General features: G+C 58.5%; 11 protein-coding genes. 4 read left to right on the top strand and 7 right to left on the bottom strand.

What is annotated here, in order from left to right:
* Positions 1–3: 3 nt before the first annotated feature.
* From HH216_RS15925 to HH216_RS26035, 7 genes are all read right to left on the bottom strand, one after another.
* Entirely contained in the window at positions 4–1,179 is a 1,176-nt protein-coding gene (locus tag HH216_RS15925) for a DUF4249 domain-containing protein (RefSeq protein ID WP_169551709.1), read from the bottom strand.
* A 215-nt stretch (positions 1,180–1,394) separates the two neighbouring features.
* The gene (locus tag HH216_RS15930; RefSeq protein WP_169551710.1) at positions 1,395–2,564 is read right to left on the bottom strand and encodes a PQQ-binding-like beta-propeller repeat protein; all 1,170 of its coding nucleotides are present in this window, start codon (positions 2,562–2,564) and stop codon (positions 1,395–1,397) included.
* 132 nt (positions 2,565–2,696) lie between these two features.
* Positions 2,697–3,746 (bottom strand): hypothetical protein, encoded by a 1,050-nt coding sequence (locus HH216_RS15935; protein ID WP_169551711.1) that lies wholly within the window; start codon positions 3,744–3,746, stop codon positions 2,697–2,699.
* Positions 3,747–3,834: 88 nt separating this feature from the next.
* Positions 3,835–3,963 carry a hypothetical protein gene (locus HH216_RS26450; RefSeq protein WP_256366328.1) on the bottom strand — a complete coding sequence of 43 codons (129 nt, stop codon included), beginning with the start codon at positions 3,961–3,963 and terminating at the stop codon, positions 3,835–3,837.
* 72 nt (positions 3,964–4,035) lie between these two features.
* Positions 4,036–4,515 (bottom strand): helix-turn-helix transcriptional regulator, encoded by a 480-nt coding sequence (locus HH216_RS26025; RefSeq protein ID WP_254448446.1) that lies wholly within the window; start codon positions 4,513–4,515, stop codon positions 4,036–4,038.
* The gene (locus tag HH216_RS26030) at positions 4,512–5,774 is read right to left on the bottom strand and encodes an ATP-binding response regulator (protein ID WP_254448447.1); all 1,263 of its coding nucleotides are present in this window, start codon (positions 5,772–5,774) and stop codon (positions 4,512–4,514) included. The genes HH216_RS26025 and HH216_RS26030 overlap by 4 nt, the downstream gene beginning before the upstream one ends.
* Positions 5,693–8,191 (bottom strand): ligand-binding sensor domain-containing protein, encoded by a 2,499-nt coding sequence (locus tag HH216_RS26035; RefSeq protein ID WP_254448448.1) that lies wholly within the window; start codon positions 8,189–8,191, stop codon positions 5,693–5,695. Before HH216_RS26035 ends, HH216_RS26030 begins: the two co-directional genes overlap by 82 nt.
* 397 nt (positions 8,192–8,588) lie before the next feature.
* On the opposite strand from HH216_RS26035, the gene HH216_RS15945 reads away from it, so the two are divergent.
* The 4 genes from HH216_RS15945 to HH216_RS15960 all read left to right on the top strand — a co-directional run bounded on the left by HH216_RS15945 (position 8,589) and on the right by HH216_RS15960 (position 18,081).
* Positions 8,589–12,395: a beta strand repeat-containing protein gene (locus HH216_RS15945; RefSeq protein WP_169551712.1), complete on the top strand. Its 3,807-nt coding sequence runs from the start codon at positions 8,589–8,591 to the stop codon at positions 12,393–12,395.
* A gap of 289 nt (positions 12,396–12,684) precedes the next feature.
* The gene (locus HH216_RS15950; protein WP_169551713.1) at positions 12,685–14,217 is read left to right on the top strand and encodes a sulfatase family protein; all 1,533 of its coding nucleotides are present in this window, start codon (positions 12,685–12,687) and stop codon (positions 14,215–14,217) included.
* A gap of 135 nt (positions 14,218–14,352) precedes the next feature.
* Entirely contained in the window at positions 14,353–15,363 is a 1,011-nt protein-coding gene (locus HH216_RS15955) for a formylglycine-generating enzyme family protein (protein ID WP_254448449.1), read from the top strand.
* Between the two features lie 81 nt (positions 15,364–15,444).
* Entirely contained in the window at positions 15,445–18,081 is a 2,637-nt protein-coding gene (locus tag HH216_RS15960) for a glycoside hydrolase family 2 protein (RefSeq protein ID WP_169551715.1), read from the top strand.
* The last annotated feature ends 183 nt before the right edge of the window (positions 18,082–18,264 follow it).

Here is an 18,264-nt window from a genome sequence, read left to right on the forward strand (position 1 = left end):
GAGTTACTGGTTCCAGCCTTCGGGAATCAAATCAGTACGGGTAGCACTCGGCACGCAGAGGGCCGATGGGATGCCCGTACCAAAGGTTGAACCACCACCGGGATCGACGTTGGGTAGCCGACCGGTCTGGGCGTAGAACAACCCCTGATACCGGCCCGCGCCCGTTACGTTCTGCCGCTTGAGCTTGTACCGGCTAACGGCTACTGAGGCCGCCGTAAAGTACCCCACAACGTTCTCCTGCACGTTATTCAGGTTTTTTACATTGCCGGAGATGGGGGCGGGGGGCGAGTCGGCCAGCGTACCCGTGTTTTGCACCTGATCGGCAAACAGTTTGTAATAGCGATACGCATCCGCCGAAATCGACAGTTGCTCAATGACGATCAGCGCCGGATCGAGCTGGTAAATGGGAATACTGGCCACTTTATGCCCGACCTGTGTCTGTCCGTTGGTATAGATATCGGAAAACGTATCGATGGCGGTGCTGTAGAAAATATCCCAGCATTGGCTCCGGCAGGCGTAGTCGTACAGGTTGCTGTAGACCAGCGATTGGTCGGGCACGCAGCCAACGACGTCGAGCGGGCCCGCGCCCACCGGCCCAATGTCGCGGACCATATAACGCCCCTGTTTGCAGGTGGCACACCACAGCTGCGTTTCGTAGAGCCGCCAGCGCCACAGGTAGAAATTGCGGGTACCGGCGGGGTCCTGAAAATCGATGTACACGTCGTTGGCCGGAATGGGCGTTCCGTCGGCGCGGACGGTTGGGCCGGTCGGCGTAAACTGATCGTACGCCCGTTGAATAGCGGGGGCGACCGTCATGGATTCGACCGTCGATGCGTAGGATTCGCCTTCTTCGGTCGTAAAGCGTAGTTGGTAGCGGCTACCCACCTTGCCCCGGAAGTCGGCCGGAAACGCGTAAACGCCGGGCTGCGATTCGGTCAGTCGGATCGTTGTTGCCTCATCCACCCGTACGTCGACCTGCGCCCGTCGAATGGGCGTAACGACGTCGGCGCTGTCGCGTTTCGAGCGCGACCGGCTCAGGCTGATTGTCTGTGTTTCGGGCAGGTCGGTAATCATGCCGCTGACAACCACCAAATCCGCATCGAGCGACAGCTTCGGGTCGTAAGCACTGACGCAGCCCAGCATCAGCCAAATGAGGAGAAGGGAGAGGAGTTTGGGCATGGAAGTTTGTGGTTTGTAGTTTGTTGTTTGGTTGTCCCCGGCAGCTTCTAGCTGTCGGAGCCGTCAGGCTAAATCCAGTGGCCAGATTAGCCGCTGGCGCGGCTCCGACAGCAGGATGCTGCCGGGGACAATCAAATTGCTTCCATGTAGTTTGAGTTTTGTAGGCCGTCAGGCGAGTTATGCGTCAGCCAACCTTAACCCTTAAACCGCTTTGCCTATTTCCCCGCCCCGCTGATCGTTGGGTACTTGCCAGTGATACTGCTTTTCAGTGCGCTGGTCGGGCTGGAGAACAGAATATTACCCGTTTTGAACGACCACCTGCGCTGACCGGTGCGGCCATCGAGCGCGTACAACGACCGGTCGGTGCTGCCGATATACACGATCCCGTTGACAACCAGTGGGGTTGCATAGATGTCAAAATTTGTTGTGAACTGCCACAGGCCCGTACCTGTCCGGGCGTCGAGCGCGTACAGGATGTGGTTACGGCTACCGACGTACACCCGGCCGTTGGCCACAACGGGACTCGTCTGCTGCTGCTGACCCGGATTGAAATCGCCCAGCGGGAACGTCCACAGCGATTGACCCGATACCGCGTTGAAGGCATACAGCAGCCAGTCGGAGCAGACGACGTACAAGATACCGTCGGCCACGACCGGGCTACCGACAAAGGCAGCCGTAGCCTTGTAAGTCCAGCGGGACGTACCCGTCTGGGCGTCGATGGCGTAGAACGTATTGTCCGCGCTACCCACGTACACCACACCGTTCTCGACTATCGGGCTCGACAGCAGATACCCACCGGTTGTAAAAAACCAGCGAAGGGTACCGCTCGCCGGATCAAGCGCGTCGACCCGGCCACTCAGACCTGCTACGTACAACAGGTTAGTGCTCAGAGCCGGGCTGGCGTAAATGCCGTGGGTCGACTGGTAGGTCCAGAGCTGATTGCCGGTTGTGGCATCGAGCGCATAGAGTTTACCGTCGAGGCAACCCGCGAACAACCGACCGGCGGCAACCGTCGGACTCGACACTACGGCCCCGCCCGTCTGGTACTGCCATTGCAAGGCACCGTTCTGCGCATCGACGGCGTAGATGTGATTGCGGTTGCTGCCGACATACACCCGCCCGTATGCCACAACGGGGCTGGACTGAATAGCCGTGTCGGCGCGGAACGTCCAGCTGGTTTTGCCGGTGGTATCGATAGCGTAGAGATTACTATCGAAGCTGCCCACATACAGGGTCGGGTTGGTCAGCGTAACCTCGGTCGGTGTCGTAACCGGGGGGGTGGGGCGGTCGGGTGGGGGCGGTACAACGCTCAACTCCGACGCCGTCCGGCACGACGCCAGCCCCAGCAACAGGACCGTGCACAGATAGAGTTGGGGCAGCGACATACCGGGGCTAACGTTGCGTGGAGTAATGTTGGTAAAAGATAGCAAATCATTTGTCTACTATCCATGCCAAATGCCTGCACATCATCTGGTTGCCACGTTCTGTTGTCAGCCAATCCAGTGCGAATTACTTTACTAATGCGCTGGTGTCGTCCGTAGCCAGTTCATCCAGTCTTTCGCAACCGCATCACCGTTATATTCACTGCCAATGATTTTGCCGGCCGTATCGCGTTTGAGCTTAAAAAACATGTGGTCATGGTCGAAGTAAGGCTTTAGCGTCAGGTTAGTTTTGCCCCGCGCTATAAACTCAAGCGGTACTACATCGAGCCCTGACGCCACTTCCCGATCAGCACTCCCATAAGCGATGTAGAGGGGCGTACGTATGGCTAGCAGATTGGGCAGGACCGGTTGTGAAAATGAATACCAGGCTCGATACGTATCCCCAAACTGCTTGTCAATCGACGTCGGGTTTGCGCAGATATCGGCCCAGACCTGATACACCTTCTCGATTTGTTCCTGTCCTTCGTCGAACGACTTCTCACCCCGGTCGATCTGTGCCCTTATTTGCTGAACGATCACCTCAAATCGCCGGTTCGGATTGCTGGAGAACAGGACCGTGTGCGTAACGTGCCGATTGACGTTGGCGACCAGATCAGCCCCTACCGTGAACCCTTCCGAGCCACCGCAGTACACCACCTTCCGGGCATCTACCCACGGCTGTTTTACCAGATAATTAATCACCTGATCGCACTGCTCGACGTATCGTTCCCGGTAGTTGTTGGCTAAGTATTTTTTACTAATAAACTCCTCGGGTGTATCCGGCTGCTCGATAGCCTTCTGGTAAGCGTCGAGGTAGGATTGGTCGGCTACGAGTCGAACACCGGGTTTCTGAATTATCGCAAAATGGTATTCGCTTTTATAATCCCGAAACCGAAACGGCCCCGCAAGGAAATACCGGGAACTGTCACGAATGATGAATGGGGTCGGGGGGGAGCCTTGTCGAAACAAAAACAGGGGCTTTTTAACCTTGAGATCGTCTTTCGTACCGAAAACAATAAACGTGGTTGTGTCCTTGCCGCTTGGCAGGTGGAACACCTGACAAAGGTCTTCCAGACGGGTCGGCTGGGCATGGGCGGGCAGCAGGCCACAGCAAATGAGTAGAAGAATACCGTATATCTTGTTCATGCAGTGCAGATGATTTTGTCGCAAAGCAGCCGTCTAACCAGACAGAGTACAAGTTTTTTAACGTTTGTTGGGAATTTTTAACAAATCGTCACAAGCGGATAAGTGATTCACTTACTGGCTCCAGTTGCAGCCTGGGCTGGTAGCTTACCGCGCCGACCAGCGCACTAACAAGCATCAGCAATACCCCCTGCTGACTACGACTACGGCAGGTGAACATACCTGTCGACTGTTGGTGATGGAAAGCCGTCTGATCTGCGGGGTTCTAAGTGGTTCGCCTGACGTAAGTCCGTTATTGCACCGCCTGCGTTGTGTCTCGGAAACTGCTCGGGGAGATGCCTTTTTCCTCCGAAAATACCCGGCTGAAATAGCGAGGGTTCTCGAAGCCGACCGCGAAGGCAACGTCGGCTACGCTCATTGATGAGCTTTTCAGGAGTAATTCGGCTTTTTGCAGGCGAAGCGCGCGCAGGTACGGGATGATTGACATGCCCGTTAACGCCAATGTCTTGCGGTACAGCGAGTTGCGACTCATGCCCATCAGCTGACAGATCTGATCGGTGTCCAGATCCACATTGCTCATGTGACGCTCCAGCGTGCTGCGTAGCTTGTTGATGAAGTCGTCTTCCCGGACGTCTGCTTCTACAGGCGGAGTCGAATCAGGCTGTATAGCACCCATTGCCCGCTGGCTGTAATAACGCTGTTGCCGCCGTTGGGCCTGTAACAGATTGCGCAGCACCAGCAGCAGCTCTTCCGGCTGAAAGGGCTTGATCATGTACGCATCGCCCCCCGTCGCAGGCCCGTCAGCCGGTCGTCGGCTGCGGACCGGGCCGTGAGCAGCACGATGGGAATGTGGCTGGTTCGTTCGTCGCTCTTCAGCGTGGCGCAGAGTTCAAAGCCGTCCTTGCCCGGCATCATTACGTCGCTGATAATCAGGTCGGGTATTTTCTCCAGAGCCAGATCAATGCCGGCCTGCCCGTTGGGTGCCCAAAGGACGCTGTAATCGGTCTGAATGCAGGAAACGATGTACCGGGCCACGTCGTCATTGTCTTCCACCAGTAGCAGCACCGGCTTGTCGGCCCCGGCAGCTGCCGTGAGGGCAACTTCGTCTGGTATGGACTGATGAGGTACAACCGGGTCAGTGTCGGGCGTCTGGGGTACAGAACTCTGCCGGGTCTGGCGCAACCGGACAACAAATTCCGTTTCCTCGCCCGTCTGACTCCGCACGGCCAGGCCACCGTGCATGAGCAGCAGTAATTCCCGCACCAGCGAAAGCCCGATCCCCGTTCCGCCCGCTCCGGAGACCGACAGCGTCGGGTTGTCTAGTGTGGATTGCTGATAGAACCGGTCGAAGATGTGCGGTATGTACTGCGTGCTGATGCCGGGGCCGGTGTTGCGGATATGAATCGAAATCCAGGAATCGTCATCAGACTGCGTCGGCACGATGGCTTCGTAATAATCGGCTGGCAGGGGTGGGTATGTCGGGTGGGTTGTCAGCTGGCAGGAAATATGGCCACCGGCGGGGGTAAATTTGAGGGCGTTGGTCAGCAGGTTAGACAGGATGTCATTCAGCTTATCCTTGTCGAAGTCGGTGTCGAGGGTGGGCTGGTCGGCCTGAAAGTGCAGGTAAATGCCTTTGGTGGTGGCCATGGGTTGAAACGACTCAGCGACGTACCGGATGAACCCGACCAGATCGGCCCGGACGGGTTGCAGCGACATGGCTCCGGCCTCCAGCTTAGTCAGGTCCAGAATCTGATTGACCAGCCGCAGCAGATTCTGTCCGCTGCGCTTGATCAGACCGGCCGACTGCTGCAACTGGGGGTCGGCCTGCTGATGAAGCCGGTCGGCCATGCCCATAATGATCGTCAGCGGAGTGCGGAACTCGTGGGAGATGTTGGCGAAGAAATGGGATTTGGCCTCGTCGAGCTGTTTCAGGTCCTGCGCCTGCTGAGCTATGGTTCGGGTGGCTTCGTCGATCTGGCTTTGCAGCCGAATTTGTGCCCGCTCGTATCGACGGTCGCGCCACCGCCCCACACCCAGGTACCAGCCAACAGGAGAACGATCAGCAAAACGAGAAACCAGCTGCGCAGGTAAAACGGGCGGAGTACGTGCATCTCGAAGGCGAGCGTAGCTGCCGACATGCGCCCGTCGGCGGACTGCCCTTTAATCAGCAACTGGTAATCGCCGTAGGGCAGGTTGCTCAGGCGCAGGTACTGCTCGGGCTGGTAGTGCCAGCTGTCCTCAATGCCCTTAAACTGGTAGGCGTACGTATTTTTCCGGGCGTCGGCGTAGTTGAGCAGCGCGAAGTTAATGATACTGTTCCGGTCGTTGGGTTGCAGCGTAATCTGGTTGGTCCTGAGCAGTTCGGCGGTCTTGTCGACCAGCGTGTTGCGACTGTCATCGAACTGGCGAAAGGAAACCACGCGCAGGGGCAGAGCGGGTTGTGAAGGCTCGGCGTCGAAATCACGCGGGTCGAAGGCCGTTACCCCGTTCAGACCCCCGAAATAAAGCCGTCCCTGCGCGTCCTGGTAGTGGGCGATGCGGTTGAACTCGTTGTTGGTGATACCATCCTGCACCGTATAGGTCCGGGTGGTGAGCCGGACCGGGTCAAACTGCATGATGCCTTCGTCGCTGCTTAGCCAGAGGTGACCCCGCCGGTCGGGATACACCGCGTAAATGTTATCGTTGTTCAGCCCGTCGGCCCGTCTGAACTGGCGGTAGCTATTCCGGGCGCGATCCCAGCGAATCAGCCCGGTATTGGCCGTCGCCAGCCAGAACAGCCCCTGCGGGTCCTGGTAAAAATGCTGGTAGCTGTCGGCGGGGAGTCTGAAAACACCCCGGCCGCCACTCCAGTAGCGGGCCGTAACGCCCCGGTGGGGGTCGATGGTGTACAGGCCCGTTGTGGCGCAGAGCCAGATCGTACCTTGCCGGTCGGTACCAATGTGCAGAATGTGAGCCCTGGCTAATTCGGGAAACTGGTTATAGCCCCGGAAGGGGAGCATCTTGTTGGCGATTGGGTCGACCAGTGACAGACCCGGATCGCCACCGGCCAGCAGCCGATTGGGTTTTGTCGAATACCGATGAATGCTCCAGACCATCATGCCCGGAGCCGGGGTCGGCATGATGGTAGTTTTGGCGGTCCGGTAGTCGTAGGCCACCAGTTTGGTAATCTGGGCTAAATACAGCTTTCCGCCCAGCGTATCGCTCATGCTGTTGAAAACCTCTTCGCCCACTGATAACTGGCGGACGGATTCGCCCGAAAACGTACTGCTGAACAACCCCACGTTTTCCAGATTCGTGTAGAGCGTTTTTCCCACGGCGGTAATGCCCCGGGCGGCAGGCTTTTTCCCTTCGCCAGGTTCATAGAACAAGCGCTGAAAGTAGTCTCTGCCCACCCGGATCTGGTAAAGACCAAAGCTGGTCCCCAGCCACATACTCCCAGTCCGATCCTGAAAAAAACTTCGGTCTTCAATGAGGCCGCTGGGTAGCTGGCTGGTGATATCGAGGAGAACCCGGCCGGTGGAGTCGCGCAACTGGCAGCCATTCCAGAGTAGGCCATGCTGATTAAACGCGTAGGCGAGGGGGTATTGCATTTTCGCCGATTCGATCAGGGCCGGGGACAGGGCCTGGCGATGACCCGCTCCGTCAATTTTATACAGCTTATCTACAGGGGCCAATGGATCATCTGACCTTGCGTATCGGTAAAAGACTTCCGCACTGGCATTCGATTGCCCCACGCAGGCGTAGATGCCTCGTAGCTGTGGGTTATCATACGTACGCAACACGCGCCCATCCATCGTTAATTCGACCAGCTGGGTGTGGTCGGCAGAGACCCAGACCGTGTTTCGAGCCGTAACAGCCACCAACGACAGGCTCTTGTATTGGGGTAACGACACCGTCCGTAAGCCCGTTTTGGACTGGTAAACATTCAACCTGGCCGGCTGGTAATCGACAAACACGATGGTTCCATCGTTGCTACTCCGCAGCGACTGCCATACTCCGAAAAAGTGCGTAGGCCGGGATCGGTGGAAGCGTTTTTCGAAGGAGGTAGCCACGCCCGTTATCGGGTCAAACAGCGTGATGTTTGATTGCCCCGACGGTCCCATGAGCCACAGCAGCCCGTCGGCATCCTGCGCCATCGAGTGAATGTCATCAAAGTCGAGCCCGTTTTTTTCCCGGGTGTAGGTCGTGAACGTGGCCCCGTCGAAGCGACAAAGACCCAGCTTCGTACCGAACCACATAAAACCCCGGCGGTCCTGGAGAATGGCGTTTACTTCGCGGTGCGCCAGGCCGTCTTCAGGACCATACCGCTGCACGGTGGCCGCAAAACGCTGCGCCCCCGCCACTGAGCAGAACCCAAGCAGGATGGCAATGATCAGCGAAATCGATGACAACGACAGATGCTTCAGCGCCTTACGCAGCGGGGAAGCTGTCGAGTAGGGGTGGGCCATTGAGCGAATTAAGTACTTCCGCCCGTGAGCGCACGGACAGGGCGCCGGGTCGATTAGTCTGAAAAAATACAACAAATGGGCCACATTTTTTCATTCGTCGCGTCGCGTGCAACAAATGTGCACCTATTTGGGTGAAATGTGCACACCGGGGTAATGGCGACCCACTAAACTTGCACAGGCATTGGCTACCAGGAAAATACCTACTTCCGACTGGTAATCCGTTGGTCAATGCCTGCGGTTTCGTTCCGCTTTGTGTTCTACCCAACCGCGCTCAGTATGCTTCACCTATTTACACAAACTGGTCTGTCTCCGCCCGTTGCGGGGCAGGGCGATGCGCCGTCCCCGGCAATGACATCTGTTGCTGATTTCCTCTCGTAACAAACCAACTGATTTCTCTATGACACATTCTTTACCTTCTTTTTCCCGACTTGGCCTGCGAATGCTCAGCCTGCTCCTGCTGCTGGGCACTAGCCTGGTGGTTCAAGCTCAGTCGAACGCGACCCCGGCCATCCGCTACGTGCGCACCGATGGGCCAAATGCCAACCCGGCTACGGCCACCACCTGGGCCAACAGTACTGCCAACCTACAGGGGGCCATCAACGCCAGTGCCGCCGGGGATCAGGTCTGGGTGGCGGCCGGTACCTACAAGCCCGGGGGCGATGCCAACTCTAACCGTAACGTCAGCTTTTCCATGAAGAACGGGGTGGCGATCTACGGCGGCTTCGCGGGCACTGAAGGCAACCTGAGCCAACGGGTGCCGGCTAATGCCCTGGCGACAATCCTCAGTGGCGACATTGGCATTGTGGGTAACTCCGCTGACAACAGTTACACCGTCATCAGCAACCCGCGGGGCTTAACCAACTCGGCGGTGCTCGATGGCTTCCTCATCACCGGCGGTACTGGTGTAAACAATAGCGGGGGGATGTACAATAATGGTCTTGGCGATTATGGTAGTACCAGTAGCAGCGGCTTCGTGTGCAGCCCCACGGTGCGGAACTGCTCGTTTCAGGGCAATTCGTCTCTCAATGGGGCCGGGGCCATGGACAATGACGGGACCTATGCCGGCGCTAGTAGTCCAGTGCTGATCAACTGCTCGTTTCAGGGCAATTCGTCTCTCAATGGGGCCGGAGCCATGGACAACGATGGGTCTCGTGGGGGCACTAGTAGTCCGGTGCTGACCAACTGCTCGTTTCTGGACAATTCAACTACAAATGGGGGTGGGGCCATAACCAATGATGGGTCCAGGGGCGCTAGTAGTCCAGTGCTGACCAACTGCTCGTTTCTGAATAACTCATCTAGAAGTTCGGCCGGGGTTATACAAAGCGATGGTTTCGGTGGTACCAGTAATTCGGTGATGACCAACTGCATCGTATTCGGTAATAAGGGGAATGGGGGGTTGTTGCAGAATACGTTTTATATGTCCCAAGCCAGCGTCTCAGCAACCTACTCGTTGTTCGAGACAGGTATAACAAACTACAGCAATGGGGGTAACAACTTGACCACCGCTGTTTCCCCCTTTGTCAGTGACACCGATACCCGGCTCAACGCCTGCGCACCCGCCATTGATGCGGGCAATAACGCGGCCAACACCACCGCTACCGACCTGGCCGGTAATCCCCGTCGCTACAACGGAGGCACGATCGATATGGGGGCCTACGAGTATCAGGGGGACCCCAACTTTCCCATCAGCATCATCCGGCAACCCGCCAGCGGCTCAGCCGTCTGTGCCGGGGCTACCGTCATCACCTCCGTGAGCACCACCGGCACGGTCAGCGCCTACCAGTGGTACAAAGACGGTCAAGCCGTTAGTGGGCAGACCTCAGCCACGCTCATGCTACCCAATGTGCAGCCCGCCCAGAGTGGCTCGTATTCGGTCGTCGTCACCGGCGCCTGCAACAGCGTGACCAGCACCGCCTTTAGCCTGACGGTCAACGCCCCGCCCACCGTGGACCTGAGCAACAACGGCCCCCTGACCTGCGCCCAGACCAGCGTTACGCTCACCGCCAGCGGCACCAGTGGCTCCACCTACGCCTTTAGTGGGCCGGGTGGCCCCATCACCAGCGGTGGCAACACGGCCAGCGTGAGCAGCCCCGGCACCTACACCGTCACGGCCAGTCTGAACGGCTGCACCAGCACCACCACCACCAGCGTGACCAGCAATACGGTTGTCGTGACGGCTACGCTAGCAGCCAGCCCCTCGACCACGCTCACCTGCGCCCAGCCTACCCTCACACTGACGGCCTCGGGCGGGGACACCTACCGCTTTAGCCCCAACGTGGCGGCCCAGACTGGCAACCAGGCGACGGTGGCCCAGGCCGGGGTGTACTCGGTGACGGCGACCAACACCGCTACGGGCTGTTTTAGTACCACCAGCATCACCATCAGCCAGGACAATGCGGCCCCCTCGGCCAGCCTGGTCAGCAGTGGGCCCCTCAGCTGTAACGTGACCAGTGCCACGCTGACGGCCAGCCCCAACGGGCAATCCTACCGCTTCAGTGACGGAGCCACCCCGATTGGCACCACCAATCAGGCCACGGTCACGACGGCGGGCACGTACTCGGTGACGGTGCTGTCAGCCAATGGCTGCTCATCGGTAGCCTCCGTCACGGTGACGGGCGATCAGACGGTGCCCACCGTATCGATTACTCCCACCACGGCCATGCTAAGCTGTACCGCACCCAGCGTGGTGCTGACGGCGAGCGCATCGGCCGGTAGCCTGATCTGGAGCACCGGGCAAACTACCGCCAGCATTAGCGTCAACGTAGCCGGTACTTACTCGGTGACCGTCACTAGCAGCAACGGTTGCCAGGCCGTAGCCCAGGCCACCGTCAGCGGCACCACCGATGCGCCGACCGCCCCCACCCTCGCAGCCGCTCCGGCAACGACCACCACCAACCAGCCCATCACCGTTACGGCCAGCGGCTGCACGGGTGGAACCATCACCTGGACCGCTCTGGGTGGCACGGGCCAGGCCAGCGGCAACACCTACACGCTGACCCAGCCGGGTAACTATACCCTCTCGGCCAGCTGCTCGCTCAACGGCTGCACCAGTAGCCCCTCGGCCCCACTCGCGCTGCAAATCCGGCCCGGCGGCTTTGCCATCACGGGGGTGAGCATGGTCAACTGCGAGCTCTTCGACGAAGCTAAAGGCGGCTACCGGGTGCAGTTCACCCCCCAGTACACCGGCCAGACCAGCGACCCCATCAGCTTCTCAGTGGTCAACGAACTGGCAACGACAACCGCTCCCGCCCCGTACTCGCTGCGGCTCTACACCGACAATCCGGTGATTACCCTGGTGGCCGCTCAGGCGGGCAACGGCGAAGCCCGCTTCGCTTACAACTGGCGGGCGTCCTGCCAGAGTGGTACCAGCCCCAACCGGCCACCGACCACCGCGGGCATCCCCAACCAGACCATCGTAGAGGGGCAGGCCTACCAGCTGCAACTGACCAGCTATTTCACCGACCCCGACGGGCAGGCCCTGACCTTCCAGGCCTCGGGTCTACCGGCGGGCCTGAGCCTGACGGGTTCGGTTATCAGCGGCACACCCGCTCAGACAGGCGTATCGACGGTCAAAGTAACGGCGATTGACCCCGGCGGGCTGCAAGTGAGCACGAGCTTCCAACTGACGGCGAGTCCCATGCCCGTTACGCCCCCTTCGGGCTTTGCTATCGTGGGCGTATCGACCGTAAGTTGCCAGGTGATCGGAGCGGGCGAGCGTCAGCTGACGTTTACGCCCCAGTATGCCGGCGTAAGTGGAGCGCCCATCAGCTTCTCGGTGGTCAACGAGCTACGGCCCACTACGGAGCCGGGTCCCTACACGCTGCGGCTTTACAACGACAACCCAGCCATTACCCTGAGCGCACAGCAGGGTTCGGCGGTAAGCACCTACCGCTACAACTGGCTGTCGGTGTGCAACCCGACGGGGCGGCTTGGTCTGGGTGAAGCCGAATCAGTCCTGGTGGTTCGGGTGTTGGGTAACCCCGTGTATGGCAACATCGCCGAGGTGGAGATCAGCGGAGCCAGCGGGCAGGCCGTGCAACTCAACCTGATCGACATGCAGGGCAAACCGGTGCACGCGCAACGGATTGACCAGGCGGGTGCTATCGAACGGGTACGCCTGCCGCTGGGCAATGCGAAAGGGCAGTTGCTGTTGCAGGTGAGCACCGCCACCGAACGTCGGGTGATTAAATTGCTCAAGCCGTAAGCAACCCTGACCCAATAAAGAGTGAAAGCGCCCTGACTATCAGTCGGGGCGCTTTTTTTACGGTAGAATATCCTGGTCTGTGATTTTTGTGAACTGTCTGAACCGCCGGGCGGCCCCGTGTGATTCTTTTGATTTTTTGATTTCGCTGATTTTTTGAATCACAGTTCAAGACAATCTTGAACTGTGATTCGTGTGATTTATTGATTTCACTAATTACAAAGAGAATCACAGTCTATCTGAGTAATCACAATAATCATAGTTCAGACAATCACAGTTCAAGAACAACCCAATGAAAAACACGCTCCTTGCCGGATGTACATTGGTGCTTATCACCAGTTTGCTGGCTGCGTTCCGGCCGGAGGTGAACGCGCCCACCCGGCCGCGCAACATCATCTTTATCCTGGCCGACGATCACCGCTACGACTTCATGGGCTTTACCGGGAAAGTGCCCGGTCTGCAAACGCCCAACCTCGACCGGCTGGCCCGCGAGGGTGCCCACGTGCGAAACGCGTTCGTCAGCACGGCCCTGTGTTCTCCTAGTCGGGCCAGCATCCTGACGGGGCAGTACGCTCACACGCATAAGGTGGTCGACAATTTTGCTCCGCTGACGCCGGGGTTGCGGTTCTTTCCCCAGTACCTGAAAAAAGCGGGGTATAAAACGGCGTTTCTGGGCAAGTGGCACATGGGCAACACCGACGATGCCCCGCAGCCCGGCTTCGATTACTGGCTCAGCTTCAGAGGGCAGGGCGACTACTACAACCCGACGTTTAACATCAACGGCAAGCGCGTATCGTATACCGACAGCAGCTACACCACCGACCTGCTCACCGACTACGCGCTGAAATGGCTCAACACGGTCGATAAGAGCAAGCCGTTCTGTTTGTACCTCTCGCACAAGGCCGTTCATGCGGGTTTTCAACCCGCCAAACGCCACCGGAATGCGTTTCGGAATACGCCGATCAATTACCCCGAAACGATGTACCTGACGGCTACCGACAGCAGTAAAGTGTGGGGCGAATCCACGCCGGGCGCCAAGCCCGTTGTCAGCCCTGATCTGAAAGTCAACATGGCGGATATGCCGAACTGGGTGAAGCAGCAGCGCTACAGCTGGCACGGCGTCGACTATCTCTATCACGGCACGATCAGCTTCAACGATTTCTACCGGCAGTACTGCGAAACGCTGCTGGGTGTTGACGACAGTGTGGGCCGGGTGCTGGCGTGGCTCGAGCAGAACGGACAACTGGACAACACGATGGTCGTCTACATGGGCGACAACGGCTTTAGCTTCGGCGAACGGGGGCTGATTGACAAGCGGCATATGTACGAAGAGTCGATGCGGGTGCCGTTGCTGGTGCGTTGTCCGGCGGTGGCTAGGCCCGGTACGAAGCTGGAATCCGTCGTGCAGAACATCGATCTGGCCCCGACCTTTCTGGCGTATGCGGGACTACCCAAACCGGCACAGATGCAGGGCAATTCGTTTCTGCCGCTGCTCAAAGGGGAGCGCATCCCCTGGCGCGACCGGGCGTTCTACGAGTACTACTGGGAAGCCGATTTTCCGCAGACACCCACCATGTTCGGTGTGCGGACGGATCGCTACAAATACATTTTCAACCACGGTGTCTGGGACGCTAACGAACTCTACGACCTGCAAAGCGACCCACAGGAAGTCAATAATCTGATTCGGAGTCCGGCGCATCAGGCCATTGCCAAGGATATGAAAGACCAGGTGTTTACCTGGCTCGAATCGACGGGTGGGCTCCAGATTCCATTACACCCCATCCGGCAAAAACGCTTTGACCACCGTTACGAGGGTAATTATTAGTGTTTTTTTGTCATTCCGAGCCTGCGAGGAATCTTCGGAATAGTCAGTATAAGTCACAATTCACCGAAGATTCCCCGCAGGCTCGGAATGACAAAAAATACATTGAACTGATTCCTGAATGGACTGATGTTGCTTATGCGGTTATTCGGTACTGTGCTGACAATCACGACTGTGGCTCTAGCGGCCTGTCAGTCAGATACGAAACGCGATACGACGGCGACGACGGTACCAGCCCATCGAACCGCGACCGGCAGCACGGCGGGCATGGTCTGGTTGCCGGGCGGATCGTTTCGGATGGGCAGCGACGAATTTGCCGATGCCCGCCCGGTGCATAACGTTACGGTCGACGGGTTTTGGATGGATACGCACGAGGTGACCAATGCCGAGTTTGCTCAATTTGTTAAACAGACGGGCTACCGGACAACCGCCGAACGGCCACTCGACCCGGCTGACTATCCGGACGTTCCGGCCGACAAACTGGTGCAGGGTTCGGCCGTCTTTACACCCCCGGCGCAGGCCGTGTCGCTCGATAATCCGTTGCAGTGGTGGCAGTATGTGGGTGGGGCCAACTGGCAGCACCCGGCCGGCCCCGGCAGCTCGATCCGGGGGCACGAGAACGAACCCGTTGTGCACGTTAGTTACGACGATGCGATGGCCTACGCCAACTGGACCGGGAAACGACTGCCTACCGAAGCCGAATGGGAATTTGCCGCACGAGCCGGGCGCGAAGAGCAACCCTACTACTGGGGCAACACACAGACGCCCGGCGGTAAATGGGTGTCCAACATCTATCAGGGCGACTTCCCGCAGCGCAACACCCGCGCCGATGGCTTTGCCGGTATCGCGCCCGTGAAGAGCTTTCCCGCCAACCCCTACGGTCTCTACGACATGGAAGGTAATGTCTGGGAATGGTGTCAGGATTTGTACCGTCCCGACTATTACAGTCAATCGCCCACGGCCAATCCACCGGGACCGGCCGACAGCTACGACCCTGACGAACCGGGAAGTGTCAAGCGGGTGCAGCGGGGCGGGTCTTTTCTGTGCAGCGATCAGTATTGCACCCGCTACAAAGCCGGTAGTCGGGGAAAAGGGGAGGTCAGCAGCGGCAGCAATAATCTCGGTTTCCGCTGCGTGCGCGACAAATAGGGGTTCGTTTTTGGGCTGTCGGCCGCCCACATTGGGTGTCCTTAGTATCTTGCGGGCTTACGATACAACCTGCAACTTTTCATGAATCGATTCACCATCGGCCGACTTATCGGCCTGCTCGTACTGGTGTCGTACTGGGCCAACGCACAGACGACGTACGAGCTTACCGCTGGCTGGCGCTGCAATCCCATCGGCAAAACAACCGGTGCTGGCACCGCGATTTCCACGCCGACCTACGCGCTGAATGGCTGGCAACCTGCCGTTGTGCCCGGCACCGTGCTGACGACTATGCTGGCCAACAGGCAGGTGCCTGACCCGTTCTACGGCATGAATAACGAAGCCATTCCCGACATCTACCGCACGGGTCGCGACTACTACACCTACTGGTTTGTCAATGAGTTTACGGAAGCACCGAAAACGGGCCAACAGGTCTGGCTCAACTTCCGGGGCATCAACTACAGTTGCGACGTTTTCCTGAATGGCCATAAGCTGAACACGAAGCGGTTCACGGGGATGTTTCTCCGGCAGAGCTACAACATCACGCCCTTCCTGCAAAAAGACGGGAAAAACCGGCTGGCCGTCATCGTTTACCCACCCGACCCGGTCGGGAATCCCAACGGGGGGCAGGGGGGCGACGGCACCATCGCCCGGAACGTGGCCCATCAGTACGTCGCTGGCTGGGACTGGATTCAGCCCATGCGCGACCGGAACACCGGTATCTGGGACAAGGTGACCATCGAAAAAACGGGCGCGGTCAACGTCCGCAATCCGCACGTCGTCACCCGCGTGCCCGGTCAGCGAACGCCAACGGGAACGCAGTCGCCCGCTACGATCCGCCCATCGGCCGAGTTGGAAAACGCGACGGGTGCGATGCAGACTGGTACCCTGCGCTACACCATGAATGGGCAGACGGTGACCAAGAACGTTAGCCTGGCCCCGCATACTACCACCACCGTCGATCTACCCGCGCTAACGCTGGCGAACCCCCGGCTGTGGTGGCCCAACGGCTACGGTGAGCAGTACTTGTATCCCGCGTCGATGCAGTTCGTAACGGGTTCGCAAACCGTGTCGGACGAGGAGAAACTGGCCGTAGGTGTACGGGAAATGCAGACCGAGTGGAACAGCACTACCCGCAGCCGGCAGGTCAGCGTCAATGGGCAGAAAGTGTTTATCAAGGGTGCCAACTGGATCGTGTCCGACGCCATGCTGCGGCTGTCGCCCGAACGCTACAACGCCGAAATCCGCTTCCACCGCGACATGAACCTCAACCTGATGCGGGTGTGGGGCGGTGCGCTGCTCGAACGGCCGGAGTTTTACGAAGCCTGCGACCGATACGGCCTGCTGGTGATGCAGGACTTCTGGGGATCGGGTGATTGCAACGGTCGCTGGGTCGACCCGGCGAAGAAAGACGACCAATGGACCCGCCGACAGTACCCCGACGACCACGCGCTGTTTTTGACCTCGGCCGCCGATCAGATCAAGATGATACGCAACCATGCGTCGCTGGCGATGTGGTGCGGGGGCAACGAAATTACACTGCCGCAGGACATTATGACGCCCCTCCGCGATTCGATCCTGCCCAAACTCGACGGGACGCGCTGGTTTATCGACTACTCCAACTCCGATGAGATGTCGTTCAATTTCCTCGGTGGTAATGGCGACGGTCCCTACGGCATTCAGCCGATCAACCGGTTCTGGGCGTACCGCACATGGCCGTTCAACTCGGAAGTCGGGTCGGTAGGGGTGAACGATTACGCATCGCTGGAGCGGTTCATGCCCGACGCCAACCGCGTGGCCCCGGTCTACGTGCCGGGCGGTAAAAGCGTGGTCGATTCGGTTTGGCAGTACCACAAATACATCGGTTACGACGCATCCATCGACCCCTACGGCAAGGCCACTGACATTCGCGACTTCACGAAGAAAGCGCAGCTCGTCAACTACGATCAATACCGCGCGCTGATGGAAGGATTTTCGTCGCACATGTGGGACTGGTACACGGGTACGATCATCTGGAAAACGCAAAACCCCTGGACGGCCATGCGCGGGCAGATGTATGATTACTACCTCGACCCCAACGCCGGGCTGTACGGCCTGCACCACGGCAGCGAACCCCTGCACATCATGTACAACCCCGTCGACAGCATGGTGATGGTGGCTAACAACACCTTCCAGTACCACCGCGACATGATGATGGTTATCAAGGTCTACGACATGGCCGGGCGCGATACGACGCTAACGCAGGTATTCTCGGAAATCGGCCCGACGCTGGTGCGCCCCTACGTCCCGATCAACCGCGCCATCCGCAACCTGACGCGCGCTAACGGGGCCTTCCTGAACCTGCAACTCCTCGACCTGAACCGGAAACCGATCAGCGATAACCTGTACTGGCTCCCCGACTCGACGGGTACCCATTCGGGCCTGCAACAACTGGCGAAAGCCCCCGTCCGGCTCAGCGCCCGGCAGGTGGCTGCTGGTAAGGTCGAGGTGACGCTGACCAACCCCGCCGGTGGTCCGGTCGCCTTCTTCAACCGCCTGTCGTTGGTCGACGCGACGACGAAAAAACGGCTGCTCCCCGTCTTCTACAGCGACAATTACGTATCGGTGCCACCCGGTCAGCAGAAAACAATCACGCTGGACTACACCCCCGGACAGGTTATGCCGCTCGTATCGCTGGAAGGCTGGAACGTCCCCGAACAGTTCGCGCCGGTAGGGCAGTAGGTACCAGACGAATCGCGGTCTAGGATTGTCTGAACTGTGATTCGTGTGATTTTTTGATTTCGCTGATTACAAAGAGAATCATAGTCTATCTGTGTAATCAGACGAATCACAGTTCAGACAATCTTGAACTATGATTCGTCTGATTTTTTGATTTCGCTGATTGAAAGAAGAATCACAGTCCAT

The sequence above is a fragment of the Spirosoma rhododendri genome (assembly GCF_012849055.1).
GTDB lineage: Bacteria > Bacteroidota > Bacteroidia > Cytophagales > Spirosomataceae > Spirosoma > Spirosoma rhododendri.

What these genes read in the sequence shown, in the direction of transcription:
- HH216_RS26035 (WP_254448448.1), bottom strand. Translation starts at nt 8,191, where the DNA reads ATGGCCCACCCCTACTCGACAGCTTCCCCGCTGCGTAAGGCGCTGAAG.
- HH216_RS15960 (WP_169551715.1), top strand. Translation starts at nt 15,445, where the DNA reads ATGAATCGATTCACCATCGGCCGACTTATCGGCCTGCTCGTACTGGTG.
- HH216_RS26450 (WP_256366328.1), bottom strand. Translation starts at nt 3,963, where the DNA reads ATGTTCACCTGCCGTAGTCGTAGTCAGCAGGGGGTATTGCTGATGCTT.
- HH216_RS15950 (WP_169551713.1), top strand. Translation starts at nt 12,685, where the DNA reads ATGAAAAACACGCTCCTTGCCGGATGTACATTGGTGCTTATCACCAGT.
- HH216_RS15945 (WP_169551712.1), top strand. Translation starts at nt 8,589, where the DNA reads ATGACACATTCTTTACCTTCTTTTTCCCGACTTGGCCTGCGAATGCTC.
- HH216_RS15925 (WP_169551709.1), bottom strand. Translation starts at nt 1,179, where the DNA reads ATGCCCAAACTCCTCTCCCTTCTCCTCATTTGGCTGATGCTGGGCTGC.
- HH216_RS15935 (WP_169551711.1), bottom strand. Translation starts at nt 3,746, where the DNA reads ATGAACAAGATATACGGTATTCTTCTACTCATTTGCTGTGGCCTGCTG.
- HH216_RS15955 (WP_254448449.1), top strand. Translation starts at nt 14,353, where the DNA reads ATGCGGTTATTCGGTACTGTGCTGACAATCACGACTGTGGCTCTAGCG.
- HH216_RS26025 (WP_254448446.1), bottom strand. Translation starts at nt 4,515, where the DNA reads ATGATCAAGCCCTTTCAGCCGGAAGAGCTGCTGCTGGTGCTGCGCAAT.
- HH216_RS15930 (WP_169551710.1), bottom strand. Translation starts at nt 2,564, where the DNA reads ATGTCGCTGCCCCAACTCTATCTGTGCACGGTCCTGTTGCTGGGGCTG.